Annotated in this window: 10 protein-coding genes; 2 read left to right on the top strand and 8 right to left on the bottom strand. The window is 61.4% G+C overall.

Going from position 1 to position 14910, the window contains the following annotated elements; all coding sequences use genetic code 11:
- Positions 1–4 precede the first annotated feature (4 nt).
- The 8 genes from AC1RTP_RS04370 to AC1RTP_RS04335 all read right to left on the bottom strand — a co-directional run bounded on the left by AC1RTP_RS04370 (position 5) and on the right by AC1RTP_RS04335 (position 7397).
- Positions 5–769, bottom strand: coding sequence for an SDR family NAD(P)-dependent oxidoreductase (locus AC1RTP_RS04370; RefSeq protein ID WP_498605067.1), 765 nt, complete (start codon positions 767–769; stop codon positions 5–7).
- On the bottom strand, positions 762–2063 hold the full coding sequence (gene fucP, locus AC1RTP_RS04365) for an L-fucose:H+ symporter permease (protein ID WP_498605065.1): 1302 nt from the start codon (positions 2061–2063) through the stop codon (positions 762–764). The genes AC1RTP_RS04370 and fucP overlap by 8 nt, the downstream gene beginning before the upstream one ends.
- Positions 2064–2097: 34 nt before the next feature.
- The gene (locus AC1RTP_RS04360; RefSeq protein ID WP_498605063.1) at positions 2098–2964 is read right to left on the bottom strand and encodes a fumarylacetoacetate hydrolase family protein; all 867 of its coding nucleotides are present in this window, start codon (positions 2962–2964) and stop codon (positions 2098–2100) included.
- A gap of 40 nt (positions 2965–3004) precedes the next feature.
- On the bottom strand, positions 3005–4021 hold the full coding sequence (locus AC1RTP_RS04355) for an aldo/keto reductase (protein WP_498605062.1): 1017 nt from the start codon (positions 4019–4021) through the stop codon (positions 3005–3007).
- Between the two features lies 1 nt (position 4022).
- Entirely contained in the window at positions 4023–5240 is a 1218-nt protein-coding gene (locus tag AC1RTP_RS04350) for a UxaA family hydrolase (RefSeq protein WP_498605061.1), read from the bottom strand.
- A gap of 2 nt (positions 5241–5242) precedes the next feature.
- Complete coding sequence (locus tag AC1RTP_RS04345; protein WP_498605059.1) at positions 5243–5578, bottom strand: UxaA family hydrolase; 336 nt, start codon at positions 5576–5578, stop codon at positions 5243–5245.
- 12 nt (positions 5579–5590) lie between these two features.
- Positions 5591–5920, bottom strand: a complete 330-nt coding sequence (locus tag AC1RTP_RS04340; protein ID WP_498605057.1) for an L-rhamnose mutarotase — start codon at positions 5918–5920, stop codon at positions 5591–5593.
- A 109-nt stretch (positions 5921–6029) separates the two neighbouring features.
- A complete protein-coding gene (locus tag AC1RTP_RS04335) occupies positions 6030–7397 on the bottom strand; it encodes an alpha-L-fucosidase (protein WP_498605055.1) in 1368 nt (455 codons plus the stop codon).
- A gap of 180 nt (positions 7398–7577) precedes the next feature.
- Here AC1RTP_RS04335 and AC1RTP_RS04330 point away from each other — a divergent pair, with 180 nt between their 5' ends.
- Together AC1RTP_RS04330 and AC1RTP_RS04325 are read left to right on the top strand one after the other, a co-directional pair.
- On the top strand, positions 7578–8717 hold the full coding sequence (locus tag AC1RTP_RS04330) for an SLC13 family permease (RefSeq protein ID WP_498605053.1): 1140 nt from the start codon (positions 7578–7580) through the stop codon (positions 8715–8717).
- Between the two features lie 128 nt (positions 8718–8845).
- Positions 8846–14845 carry an OmpL47-type beta-barrel domain-containing protein gene (locus AC1RTP_RS04325; protein ID WP_498605052.1) on the top strand — a complete coding sequence of 2000 codons (6000 nt, stop codon included), beginning with the start codon at positions 8846–8848 and terminating at the stop codon, positions 14843–14845.
- Positions 14846–14910: the final 65 nt, after the last annotated feature.

Genomic DNA, 14910 nt, shown 5'->3' with positions numbered 1-14910 from the left:
GGTTTCATGAGTTCAGTGTGATAAATCCGCCATCGATCGGGTAATCGCTGCCGGTAATGAATGATGCCGCTTCGGAACACAGGTACAGGGCCAGCGCTGCCACTTCTTCCGGCTGCGCCATGCGGCCAATCGGTTGGGTCTTGGACAGGCGTTCGAACATCTCCGCTTCCCTGCCCGGGTATTGGCGGGCCAGGAAACCGTCCACAAACGGCGTGTGAACGCGGCCTGGCGAAATCGAATTGCAGCGGATACCGTCCTGGATATAATCCTTCGCCACGGACAAGGTCATCGCCATGACGGCACCCTTCGCCGTGGAGTAGGCAAACCGCTCTGCAACCGCCACCCACGCCGCCACCGACGCCATGTTGACGATTGCGCCGCCGCCCATTTCGCGCATATGCGGAATGGCGGCGTGCAGGCAGTTATAGACGCCTTTCACGTTGACGTTGATGATGCGGTCGAAGTCCGCTTCGCAAGTATTGTCCGCCTTTCCGATATGCGCCACGCCGGCGTTATTAACCAGAATGTCGAGCGGCCCGATGGCGGCGAAGACCTCCTTCACCGCAGCCTGCTGCGTTACGTCGCAGGTGTGTACCAGAGCTTCGCCGCCCGCCGCATGGATTTCAGCGGCCACCTGGGTGCAGGCCTCGTCGCTGACGTCGACCAGATGCACCTGGGCGCCCTGGCGCGCGAACAGCAGCGCGATCGCGCGCCCGATGCCGCTGCCGCCGCCGGTGACGACGGCCTTCTTCTGATTCAGTTCAAACATGTTGCAATGCTCCGTCGGAGGGAATGGCTACTTGCTGCCGCTGTTCCCTTTCCACCGCCCGCGCAAACCACGCGATCACCAGGAAGCACAACAAGGGAGCGGCATAGCCGTATTGAAGATTATGGGTCGCATCGCTGATATAGCCGAACAGCAGCGGCAAGATCGCGCCGCCCACGATGCTCATGATGATCAAGCTGCTGCCCATCTCGGTATCGGCGCCGGCGTCATGGATACCCAGCGCGAAGATGGTCGGGAACATGATGGACATGAAGAATGCAATGCCAATCACCGCGCCTACGCTGAGCAGGCCGTGCGAGAACATGGCGACGGCGGACAACACCACGCACGCCAGTGCGTAGCCCAGGAGCAGACGCGCCGAAGCGATATATTTCATCAGGTAGGTGCCGGCGAAGCGGCCGCTGACAAAGGCCAGCCCGCAGCCCCAGCCAAGGTAATCGGCGGCGGCGATCTGCGACACCCCTGCCGCCTGCGACGCGAACAGGATGAAGAAGCTGAATACGCAGACCTGCGCTCCCACATAGAAGAACTGTGCAATCGCGGCGCGGCGGATGGCCGGCTTGCGCATTGCCCGCGCCAACGCGGCGCCCGTCGATTCCTCGGCCTGTTCGGCCGAAGCATCGCGCGCAGGCAGCTTGAGGAAATAGAAAATCACGGCAATCACCATGATGACCATGGCGATCACGATGTACGGTCCCTTTACGCTGGCCGCTTCCGCCACCAGCGTAGCCTGTCGCAGGTTCTCCGGCATCGCCTGCAATTCCGCGTCGGAGACGCCCTGGACCAGGATCACCCGGGCGCCGACAATCGGCGCCAGCGTAGCTGCGAGTCCGTTGAACGATTGCGCGAGGTTCAGGCGCTGCACGGCGAGGTCCGGCCGGCCCAGCATGGAGATGTAAGGATTAGCCGCCGTTTCGAGCACGGTCAGCCCACAAGCGATGATAAACAAGGCCCCCAGGAAGAAGGCATACCGGTGCGTCTGTGCGGCCGGAACGAACATCAGTGCGCCGATCGCAAACAGCAGTAAGCCGAAGATCATCGACCACTTGTAGCCTACGCGCCGGATCAGCATCCCCGCCGGCAGCGCCATCAGGAAATAGGCAATGAAGACCGACGAGTCCACCAGCGCCGATTGCAGTACGGTCAGGCTGAACGAGCGCCGCAGGTGCGGTATCAGGATTGGATCGAGGTTATGGACGAATCCCCACATGAAAAACAGCGAGGTAATCATCGCAAAGGCAAAGGTGTAACTCTGACGCTTGTCGGCTTCGCTCATGGCTGGTGTCTCCGTGGGGAATTTGTCTTTTTCGTTAGCCGTCGATCAGCGCCGGGTCCCAGGCGTGCACCGTCTGGTTCTGCTGGCCCAGGCCCTCGATGCCCAGCGCGATGCGGTCGCCCGCGCGCAGGTAGACCGGCTCCGGCTTCTGGCCCAAGCCAACGCCGGGCGGAGTACCGGTGCTGATCACATCGCCCGGGTTAAGCGTCATGAAGCGGCTGATATAGCTCACCAACTGCGCAACGGTGAATACCATCGTGCGGGTATTGCCGCTCTGGTAGCGCTTACCGTTCACCTCCAGCCACATGTCGAGGTTTTGAGGATCGGGCACTTCATCGGCCGTCACGAGCCATGGGCCGACCGGGCCGAAGGTGTCGCAACCCTTGCCCTTGTCCCAGGTGCCGCCGCGTTCGAGCTGGTACTCGCGCTCGGACAGGTCGTTGACCACGCAATAACCGGCCACATAGTCCAGCGCATCTTCGACTTCCACGTAACGGGCACGCGTGCCGATCACCACCCCCAGCTCCACTTCCCAGTCGCTCTTGACGGAGTCGCGCGGCAGCACAACCGCATCGTTGCAACCCATGATGGCGTTGGTCGCCTTGGAGAACAGCACCGGCTCGGACGGCACGTCCATGCCCGATTCCGCCGCGTGGTCGGAATAGTTCAGACCAACGCAAATCATCTTGCCGATGTCCGCGACAATCGGCGCCATGCGTACAGCGCCTTCCACCGCAGGCATGCTGGCCGGATCGACCGAGGCCAGTTTGTCCAGCAAGGTGCGGCTAAGATGCTCCGAAGTCAGGTCGGGCAGCATGCCGGACAGGTCGCGAATGGTGCCCTTCGCATCGAGCAGGCCTGGTTTCTCAAAGCCCTTGGGGCCGAATCGCAGCAATTTCATGGTATTCCTTAGTACGTCGGATAAAAAAGAGTTCGGTGTTTCAGGCCGTTTGCGATGTCGGCGCGTGACGGTCCACAAGGCCGCGGCGGACCAGCTCCTGCCACAATTCTTCCGGCAGGGATTGCGCAAACCAGGCGGCGTTTTGCCGCAACTGCTCGGGATTATGGGCGCCAGCCACGCACGACACCACCGCCGGATGGGCCATGGGGAACTGCAAGGCGGCCGCCTGGATCGGCGCCCCATGCGCCCGGCAGACGGCCTCGATGGCTTCGACGCGGGAGATAACCGCGGCCGGCGCATCTTCGTAATTGAATTTCCGGGAGCCAGCCAGGATGCCGGAATTGAACGGCCCGCCGATCACGATGCCAACCCCGCGTTCGGCGCATTTGTCCAGCAACGGTTCGCGTGCCGCCTGCTCCAGCAAGGTGTAGCGCCCCGCCAGCAGCGCGCAGTCGAGATCGCAAGCCTCCATCGCATCGGCCACCGCCTGCCATTCGTTGACACCAAGGCCGATGGCGCCCACGCTGCCACCGTCTCGCAACCGGGTCAGCGCGCGGAAGCCGCCGCCATGCGTCAACTGCTTCCAGAAATGTTTATGAAGTGCCCCGTGCGTCGCCTGGCCGATATCGTGCACATAAAGGATGTCGATGCGATCCAGGCACATGCGCCGCAGGCTATCCTCATGCGAGCGCATGATGCCCTCGTAGGTATAGTCGAAATACGGGCGGAACGGCAAAGGCTTGGCCCAGCCGTTCTCGCCGGGCTGCACACCAGCATCCAGATGCATCAGGCGGCCGGCTTTGGTGCTGATCACAAAGCTGTCGCGCTCACGCTCGCACAAGGCATTACCCAGGCGGCGTTCGGACAGCGTATAGCCGTAATAAGGCGCGGTATCGAAATATCGGATGCCCGCCTCCCACGCCGTATCGACGATGGCTTGCGCCTCGTCGTCGCTCATGGCCTGGTACAGGCCGCCAAGCTGGGCGCAACCCAGCCCCATCGCGGTCAGCTCTATGCCGCAGCGAGGCAGCTTGCGCGTATCGCTTGCAACGCCCATATCAAGCCTGCTTCAAAGGAAAGCATCCCGGGCCGGACGGCTCGAAGTGCTTGTAGGTCAGGATGAATTCCTGGTGGCCCAGCGCTTCCGAGCAGCTTTGCTCGCCGTTCGCCACGCGCGCCACCAGATCGACGATTTCGCTGCCTACCTGCTGGAGCGAAGCCTCGCCGGTGAGGATGCGGCCAGCGTTCACGTCCATGTCTTCGGACAGGCGTTCGTAGGTGGCCGGGTTGGCGCAAACCTTGATCACTGGGGCAATCGCAGAACCGACCACGGAGCCGCGCCCTGTGGTGAACAGCGTCAAATGGGCGCCGCAGGAAATCAGTTCGACGATTTCCGCATTGTCCGAAATATTCGGGAAACCGAAACGCACTTCGCCATCCGGCACCACGTCCAGCAGGTACAGGCCGCCGGTCGCGGGCTGGTCGCCCGGCTTCAGGATGCCGTTGATCGGCGATGCACCACTCTTGGCGTAAGCACCCAGCGATTTCTCTTCCTGCGTGGTCAAGCCGCCGTCCGCATTACCGGGGGCAAAGCTGCCATGACCCAGCACCGTGTAATAGCGGGCTGCCTTGTCCACGCAAGCCACAATCGCATCGCCAAGTTCCGGCGTGGCGGCGCGGCGTTTCATATGGAATTCGCAGCCTACCAGTTCACCGGTTTCTTCGAAGATGCAGGCTGCGCCGGCAGCAACCAGCTGGTCGAACGCCACGCCGACGGCGGGATTGGCGGTGATGCCGCTGGTGCTGTCCGAGCCGCCGCAAATAGTGGCCACAACAAGTTCTTCAGCCGCCATCGGCACGCGCTGCTGCGGCGCCAGCGAATCCAATGCCCAGCGCACCCACTCCACGCCGTCCGCCACGCTGGTGCGCGTGCCACGGTTCTGCTGGATGGTAATGGTGTGGACCGGGCGTCCGCTGGCGGCAGCTTCCTCCTGCAAACCGCTGCGGTTAAAACTTTCGCAGCCCAGCGAAACGATCAGCGCGGCGCCCACGTTCGGGTGGGTCACCAGGCGCTTCATCATCGTATCCGCGTATTCGTTCGGATAGCAGCCGGGAAAACCGATCAGGTGCACTTCCTGTCCCGGGAAAGCATTGACGATCAGGCGCGCCACGTGGTGAGCGCATTCTACGGTGTAGGCAACAGCGACAATATTGCGGATGCCCTTGCGGCCATCGGCGCGCGGGTAACCCGACAGTGCAGGCATAGTGGTGCTCATGATCAGTGGCTGCTTCCGATAAAGGCATGGGCATCGGGGCCCAATGTGTAGGTAGGGATGTAATCGCTGGCCAGGTTATGCGTGTGAAGCATGGCGCCCGGCGCGACCGAGGCGGTGGCGCTGCCGATCACGGCGCCGTAGCGCAGCACCTTGTCACCAGGCCGCAGCGCCGTGCGGGCCACTTTGTAGCCCAGCGGGATGTCTTCGCGCAGCGCAACCAGTGCGCCATCGATCGTCACGACTTCCCCCGCAGCCAGCTGTGTGCGGGCGATCAGGCAATTGTCTTCGGGCGACATCAGCAGAAGGCGCGGTGCGCTTGGTGATGGAGTATTGGACATGGCAGCTTCCTTTCAATCCATGTGGAATACGGAAGGCATCATGGCCCAATGCTCACCTTCGGCACGACTGGTCAAAGGCTCCTGGCAAGGCTCGCAGAAAGTCCACCAGCGCTGGGTTTCCGGATCGGCCGCGATCATTTGCATATCCGCGTCAAAATCGGCGCCGTGGTATTCCCAATAGCCGAACAGCAGGTTCTCCGGCTCGCGCAGGAAGATCGTGTAATTGCGCACATTGGCTTTCTGAAGGGTCGCCAGCACTTGCGGCCAGACTGCCGCATGAAGCTCCTTGTACTCCGCGATTTTTTCAGCGGCGACCCCGATTACCATTCCCATTCGTTGCATGACACGGCTCCTTGTGTTCTTGATACGTCTTGCAATGATTGTGCAAGGCGTGACACCAGGCACGCAATTCTCAAATTCACCAAGGAATGGAACGATATTTCACACGTAATTACCGCACCGGAATGCCGGCAGCCGGCGCATCGATTTGCAGGGCAACCACTGTGTCGATCGGGTCGCGGGCGCCGGCAGGCACCGTCACTTCAATTCCGGCTACTGACTGGCGGAAGCTCACCGCCCCACCGGCAAGCAGCTTTGCCCGCATAATCTTGGCGGGAATTGCTGGCAGCACCAGCTTTTCGCCGGGCCAGTTCATGACGTGGAGATAAATCGTATTTCCGCTGCGCGTGGAACTTCCGTATTCGCCCGGCAGGAATGGACCGCCGCGCGTGCCGTAGATACTCTGGCCATACTTGCCAAGCCATCCACCAATCTCTCGCAAGCGCTGCGCCTGGTCCGGATCGATCCGGCCATCCGGCGCCGGCCCCACATTCAGCAGGAGATTGCCATCACGCCCCGCGACATTGGCCAGGAGCTGAATGTAATGCTTCAGTGGTTTCGGTTTCATGTTCGGCTGGTAGCCCCATGCACCTGCGATAGTCGTGCACAGCTCCCATGGGTGACGGTCGTCGTAATCGCCCAGCGCACCGTCGCCTTCACGCGAATGAAAATCTTCCGCCATGTCGGCGCGGCCGTTGACCAGGACGTCAGGCTGCAGCTTTCGCATTTTTGCGTACACCTCTTCCGAGCGCCAGCTGAACCCACCCTTGTAATGCTGTCCGCCCGGACGCTTTTTCCAACCGACGCCCCATTCCGCGCCATCCCAGTCGCCGCCGAAGTTCAGCCAGTCCGCCTCGCCGCCGTCAAACCACAGCACGTCGATCTTTCCATAGTTGGACATCAGCTTTTCAACCTGCCGGTGGTACTGGCTGCGCATCGCCTCCGCGCTTTCACGCTGCAGGTCAGGGAAGAAGAATCCCGGGTAGCGCCAGTCCAGCGGCGAATAGTACAAACCGACGCCAAGGCCGGCCTTGCGCACCGCCTTCACATAGTCAGCGACAAAATCGCGATGTGCAGCGCTATTCACGCTCGTGAACGGGTTATCGCCATCGTCGAACATGGCAAACCCATCATGGTGACGCGAAGTCATCACCATATACTTCATGCCGGACGCTTTTGCGAGCTGCGCCCAGTCATCGGGGTTGAAATTGGCGGGCTTGAATTGGTCGGCCAGCTTTGCATATTCGCCTACCGGAATCTTCTCATTCCACTGCACCCACTCTCCGCGGCCCGGCACCGCATACAGCCCCCAGTGAATGAACATCCCGAAACGCGCCTGCCGCCACCAGTCGATGCGTGACGCCTGCGCCGACTGGCCGGACGGGGTTTCCGCTGCGGCTTGTGCCACTGCGGGAATTGCGGGGATCGAGATTGACGCTGCCAACAACAGCCCTGCTGCCATCGCATGCGCACGCTGCATAGGTGATTTCATAGCGGTCTTTCAGAAATATCAACGATTGTGCAAGCGTCGCCACGGGCAAGGCAATTGCGAAAGTCACCAAGAGGGGGAACGATATTTCGCATGAGGGCCGCCTGCCTGCCGGCCTGATATCATGTCTGGGTATGGCCTGCATGCCGCCTCACAACGAAAAAAGAATCCATGCTTGAAACGAACGAATCAGCCGCGCCCCCTTCCTTCATCAGAAAAATCTGCCAGCCTTTCCTGCGCGACCGCCTGATGCACCTGCTGCTGGCCGTGGCCATCGTCCTGTCCGCAATGTCGCCGCATCCGCTCACCGAATATCGAAGCTGGGTGGACTGGAAGACCATTGCGACGCTCGCCGGCATGCTGCTGCTGACCACCGGCATCGAGGCGAGCGGCTACCTGGAGCACCTGGGCCGCATCATCATCAACCGCCTGCAACAGGAACGCGTGCTGGCGATCTTCCTGGTGACCGCGTCCACCCTGCTGTCGACGGTGCTGACCAACGACATCGCGCTCTTCATCGTCGTGCCGCTTACCGTCGGCCTTTCCAGCATCGGCGGCCTGCCAATCGGCCGCCTGGTGATATTTGAAGCGCTGGCAGTGAATGCGGGTTCCTTGCTGACGCCGATCGGCAATCCACAGAACATCCTGCTGTGGCAGCGCTCGCACCTCTACTTCGCCGATTTCACCTGGCAAATGGCGCCGCTCGCGCTGGCGGTTTTCGCCTTGCTGCTGCTGGCGACCTGGTTCTGCTTCCCCAAGCAGACCATCCACGCCGAATTGAAGGACGATCCAGCGGCCTACCATGTCGGCCTGCTCAGGACTTGCGCCCTGCTCTATCTCGCTTTCCTGGTGGTGGTCGAAATGGACTATGCCGGCTGGGGCCTGGTGGGCGTGGCGATCACCGTGCTGCTGGTTTGCCGCCAGATCATCGCAAAAGTCGACTGGTCCCTGATCCTGGTGTTCATTCTGATGTTCATCGACATCCGCTTGCTGACACAGTTGAACGTCGTCCAGCACTGGGTGGAAGCAATCCCTCATTACTCCCAGTTCGAACTATTCCTGTCGGCCCTGTTCGGATCCCAGGTAATCAGCAATGTGCCGGCGACGATCCTGCTGGTCCAGTATTCAACCGCCTACAAGGTGATCGCATACGGCGTCAACGCCGGCGGTTTCGGCCTGGCGATTGGTTCTTTGGCCAACATCATCGCTTTGCGCATGGCTCCCGAGCGCGGCTTGTGGCTACGGTTCCACCTGTACTCCTTCCCCTTCTTTATATTGTCAGGGCTGATCGCCTGGGCCTTGCTGTTCTAAGCCCTCACGCGAAATTTGTTATTGAAAACACGAAAAAAAGCATAGGTATCTCCACGAATAGTGGACTACCTTGAAGAAGCTCGCAGAAGCGTGTTATCGATATCAAAAAAGGAATGAGGAGAAGAACGATGAGGAAGTTGCGGCCTCAGGATGCGTTATTGCGTGTCCTGTCCATTGTTGTTGCATTTGGAATGGCGGGAGGCGCTGCGCAAGCGGCGGACATCACCACCATCGCCACCAGTTATCAGCCGACGATCAATGAAACGATCGATTCCAGCGGCTTCAAACACCCGGGCGTCGGCCTGACCAAGGACGTGCTGGAAAACATGCGCACCCAGGTGCGGGCGCAGAAAGAACCCTGGAACACCTATTTCAACCAGATGCTCCTGTCAGGCTCAGCAGCCACCGCGCCTTCCATCAAGAACGTCAATGCATCCGACCCCACCAAGCCGCGCTATCCCGGCTTAAATAGCCAGGGCGTGGAATCGGCATTCGTGGCCGACGGGCTGACCGCCTATACCCAGGCCATCCTGTACTACGTGACGGGCAACGAGATCTACCGCTCCAACGCACTGCGCATCATTCGCCTGTATGGGCAGATGGACCCGAGCCAGTTCGCCTACTACACCGACGCCCACATCCACACCGGCATTCCGCTGCAGCGCATGTTGGGCGCAGCCGAAATCCTGCGCTACACCAGCTACCAGACTTCGTCGCTGGCGTGGACAGCCGACGATACCAATAACTTCGTGAACAACTTTGTACTGCCGACCATCTATACGGATGACAGCAGCCACGATCGCTTCATGAACCAGCACCTGTACACCACGATCGGCGCCATGTCGGGCTGGATCTTCACCGGCAACCGCGCCAAATACGACGAAACCGTCGAATGGTTCACGGTGAACAAGGCCGCCAAGGACCAGGGCCAGAACGGCGCCATCAAGGCCCTGTTCCGGCTGGTGACCAGGAACGACGACACGGGCGAAGAAGTCACGCCCGCCGTGCAGCACGTCGAAATGGGGCGCGACCAGGCCCACGGCGCCGGCGACATCACCAACGCACAAATCCTGGCGCGCTTCATGATGGCGCAGGGAACCAAGGTCGATCCGGTCGATGGCACCTCATCCACCAGGCCGGATGCTGTCGGCCCTTATGAATTCCTGGGTGACCGCATCTTGCAGGTTGGCGACCTGTTCGGCGCCTTCATGCAGGGCTATGAGATCCCTTGGATTCCGACCGCCTCGCATACCGACGAATATGGCAACCCGACCGTTGTCTATCACAAGGTTGCCGGCAGCTACCGCGGCCGCCTGACCCAGAATACCTGGGAGATGTATTACTACTACAAGTACGTGCGCGGCATGAACGTGGAGCAGGCCGCACCAAACTACGCGCGCATGTTCGCCAACCGCACCAACTATAACTGGGATGGCGGCGACGGCGGCGGCGACTTCTGGATCTTCATCCCACCCGCAGGAGCTGCCGAAGCTGGTAATTACCTGGTGAAGCGGATCATCGATCCTTACCGAGAAGTCGACGTGCGCTTTACCCCGCTTGACGGCAACTCCGTCGTCAAGACCGACAGCACCGGTTCGTACATCGAGACCACGGCAACGGAGGCCGGCAGCTCCCTTGCCGTCTACGGCTACGGCAACAGCAGCAGCGGCAGCAGCAATATCGCCTTCAAGGTCCGCACCAACGGCAACGCCACCATGGACGCCGCTGGCAATACGGTCCAGCTGCCGAATACTGGCGGCCAGTGGATGTACGTCAATGTCGCCATGGTACTGGGCGACTTCCTGCCGCTCACGATCAAGGGCGCCGGCACCACGGTGGACATCGACCACATCAACATCAACGGCATTGCCCTCAACCGGCCAAGCTTCAGCGACGGCGGCGATACGAGCGCCTACACTTACTCCGGCGCCAGCCAGCCCGTCTCCGCCAGTTTCGCCGCGACCGATTCGAACACCAGCGCAACGGTGACCTACCAAGCCGACAACCTTCCCTACGGCGCCAGTTTCAACACCAGCACCGGCGCCTTCAGCTGGCAGCCGAACCAGGCCGGCACCTACAGCTTCATTGTCTCGGCAAAAGACGGCACGAGCATCATCAGCAAGCGCGTCACCATCGTGGTGGGCGCGGATCGGCAGGCCGCGGTCAATGCGGTCATCGCCAGCTACAACCCAAGCGCCCCGTACATCAATTCAACCCTGAGCGCCTATAAAGCAGCCTATAACGACATTCAAAGCGTGATCTCAAGCGCGACCGACGCCGTGTTCTTCCAGAAGCTGGCGACCCTGCGCGCGGCCGTCGCCGGCCTGCAGCAACTGAGCCCCACCATTGCCGACGGTAGCCTCAATTACAGCAGTATGCTGGTGGCGTCCACCTTCACGACCACCCCCAGCAACATCATGAATGCGCTGGACAATACGCCGGACAGTTTTATCTGCTTCTGCTGGGCGCAAAGCCAGACCCACTACCTGGACTTCGGCCCCAGCTTCAAGGTAGCGGCCAGCGCCTTCGGCCTGCAGGTGCGCACCAGTTTCCCGGAGCGTATCGGCGGTACCACGGTTTACGGTTCCAACGACAACACCAACTGGACCAGGCTCACGCCAGGCCTGACCGTGGTGACGGAAGACATGCAAACCCTCTCGGTCGATCCCGAGCTGCAGAACCAGCGCTACCGCTTCCTTAAGATCCAGATGATCGAGCCATCGAGCAGCATGCTGGAGCTGGGTGAATTCCACATCTTCGGCGCCCGCTACGAAACGATCAACGTGCTTTCCTCAGTGACCATGACGTCCGACCAGGCGCTGCGCAACCGCGTCATCCCCGGTAATACGATCAAGCTGAATTTCGTGTCGACCGAGCCGATTACCGATGTCAACGTCACCATCCAGGGCCAAGCAGCGACGGTAACATCGCCGGACAACCTGAACTGGACCGCCAGCTGGGTCGCCAACACCACGGCGCCTTATGGCAAGGTGGCCTTCCTGCTGAACTACAAGACGGCTGCCGGCGTTCCGGGCGAACCGACCTTCTTCACCACGGACGGCAAGGTCCTGAGCATTTCGGACCAGACTAACCTGATCAGCAATGTCACCGCGGTCACCACCGTCACCGATTCGAGCGGCCGCACTGGCGCCGATGCGGTCAACATGGCCAACGCCATGTTCGACAGCAACCTGGGCACCGTTCCGGACTACCGCCTCAATGGCAGCGGAAGCGGCGGCTGGGTGGAATTCGATTTTCGCGGCGGCGGCACGGTCAACCTGGAGCGCGTGGAAATGGTCGCCCGCCAGGACCAGTATTCTTCCCGCATCAGCGGCACCGTGGTGCAAGGCTCGAACGACAACGTAAGCTGGGACACCCTGACCAACGCGGCCGGCAATACCATGGACTGGCAAACGCTCACCGTCGGCAACCTCATGCCTTACCGCTACCTGCGTTTCATCAACAACGGCCAGTGGTTCGGGAATATGGCGGAACTGCGGCTGTACGGCACGACCAAATCGACGGCGCAGATCATGTCGGTTTCGATCACTTCGGCGCAATCGCTTAGCCCGGCGGCCAGCTCGAACAAGCGCGTTGTTCCGGGTAACACCGTCACGCTGAAGTTCACCGCCAAAGGACCGATCACGAACGCCAGCACGACCATCCAGGGCGTGACGGCCACCGTGTCGACCGTGGACAATATCAACTTCACGGCCACGGCTACCCTGCCGCAAGGCGTGGCGGCCGGCAATGTGGGCTTTGCCGTCAACTACCAGCAGCAGGACGGTACAGCCGGCTACCCGGCAACGGCCACCACGGATGGCAGCGCCTTGTACCTGGTGGATGAATCGGACGTGATCCGCAATATCTCCACCATCGCCACGCTGATCGATTCGTCCCAGCCTTCCTATCACACTGCGGCAGCCACCAAGGCCAACGTCGATACCCTGTTCGACGGCAATCTCGCCACCTTCTCGGACTTCCGTATCGGCAGCACCAATGGCGGCACCGGCAGCTTCATCGTGTTCGACTTCAAATCCGGCAACCAGGTCAGCCTGGCCAGTGTCGAGATGGTGGCGCGCCAGGACCAGCTCGCCCGTGCCAAAGGCGTCCTGTTCCAGGGTTCCAACGACAACACCAACTGGGCCACGATTGCCGGCACTGGCGCACAAACCGCGGACTGGCAGACGTTTGCCGTATCCAGTGCCGTCCCCTACCGCTACATCCGCATCTACAACGCCACCGGCTGGTTCGGCAACCTGGCGGAGGTGCGCTTGCACGGCACCCTGCACGGCGCCGATACCACGCCGCCTGTTACCACGGACAACGCCCCTGGCGGCACCGTGAGCAAGGATACGACCGTGATCCTGAGCGCGACCGATGCCGGCTCCGGCGTGCAGGCGACCTACTACACAGTCGATGGCGGCGCCCAGCAAACCGGCCCCAGCATCGTCCTCAGTGCGGACGGCGCGCATGTGCTGCAATACTGGAGCGTGGACTGGGCCGGCAATATTGAGCCTAAGCACACCGTGACGGTCTCGGTCGACAAGACCGCCCCGGCGCCGGCCGGCCTGTATGCCGACGTGACAACGCCGACCAACCAGAACGTGACCGTCACCATCTACTACCCGGCGGATGCGGCCCTGGCCGAATACAAGCTGGGCGACAGCGCAGCCTGGAGCCCTTATACCGCGCCGGTCGTCGTATCCGCCAACACCACCGTCTACGCCCGCGGTACCGACGCGGTGGGCAATGTGTCGGCGGTCGCCAGCCTGGTCATCAGCAACATCAACAAGGTCCCGCCGATGGGCGCCAGCTTCGCGGCCGACGTCACGGATCCGACCCGCGGCAACGTCACACTCGCCATTACCTATCCGGCCAACGTAGCATTGCGCCAGGTCCGCCTTGGTGAAACGGGCGCCTGGCAACCCTACACCAGCCCGCTGGTGGTCGGCGAAAACGCCACCGTCTATGCGCGCAGCATCGACACGGCAGGCAATGTATCGCCGGTAACCAGCTACGTCGTCAGCAATATCGACCGCGTGGCGCCGGTTGATGCGCAGTTCGCAGCCGACATTACCGACCCGACCAACAAGGACGTGACGGTCACGGTCGTGTTCCCGGCCGACGCTGCCACGCGCGAGGTGCGGCTTGGCGAAGAAGGGGAATGGGTCGCCTATGGCGCACCAGTCCTGATGTCCAGCAACGGCGTGCTGTTCGCGCGTGCTGCCGATGCGGCGGGCAACCAATCCGGCGTAACACAGTATGCGGTGGCGAACATCGACCGCATCCCGCCGGCCGGCGCCGCACTGGTGCTCGACACCTCGGCGCCAACCAACCAGGGTGTCTACGTGACCATCAGCTATCCGGATGATGCGGCGACCAGGGAGTTCAAGGTTGGCGACGGCGAATGGCTGCCCTACGACGCCGCCGTCATGGTGGCCACCGATACCACCGTGTATGCGCGTGGCAGCGATGCCGTGGGCAACGTATCGAACGTGACAAGTGTCGTGGTCAGCAACATCTACAAGGTGGTGCCGATTACCGCTGTTGCGATGACGCCTGCTTCGCCGAACGGCAAGAACAGCTGGTACACGAGCGACGTCTCACTGACCCTGGCGGTGAACCCTGGCGCCTACGGCGGAGCGGTGAGCACCGAATACCAGGTCAACGGCGGCGCATGGAAGGCCGGTACCGGCGAACCGATCCCGTTTGGCGAGAGTAGCTACAAGCTGGCCTACCGTTCACGCGACCAGGCCGGCAATGTGGAACAGGTCAAGACGATCGAGTTCAATATCGACAAGACTGCGCCGGACCTGTCGCTGGTATTGGACAAGAAAGCAATCTGGCCGCCAAACCACCTGATGGTTCCGGTCACCGCGGTCTTGACTGCTGCCGATGCGGGTTCAGGCCTCGAATCAGTGATCCTGACCAATATCACCAGCAACAAGCCGGATAGCGGCATGGGCGATATCCAGGCCGAATTCGGCACGCCTGCCAAAACCTTCAGCGTGCGCGCCGAGAAGGACCGCGTCTACACCGTCACTTACACCGCGACCGACAAGGCTGGCAACGTGACGCCGAAGACCGCAACCATCACGGTGCCGCACGACCAGTCCGGCCAATAGGCAGCAATCGGTGCGGCCCACCGCGGCCGCACCGCTACAGCCTCTCTGCAACCCGCTCCGTGGTC

Source organism: Pseudoduganella sp. GW821-FHT11H04, from assembly GCF_058807935.1.
The sequence above is the reverse complement of the archived record's forward strand: the minus strand, read 5'-3'. Positions and strand labels throughout refer to the sequence as shown.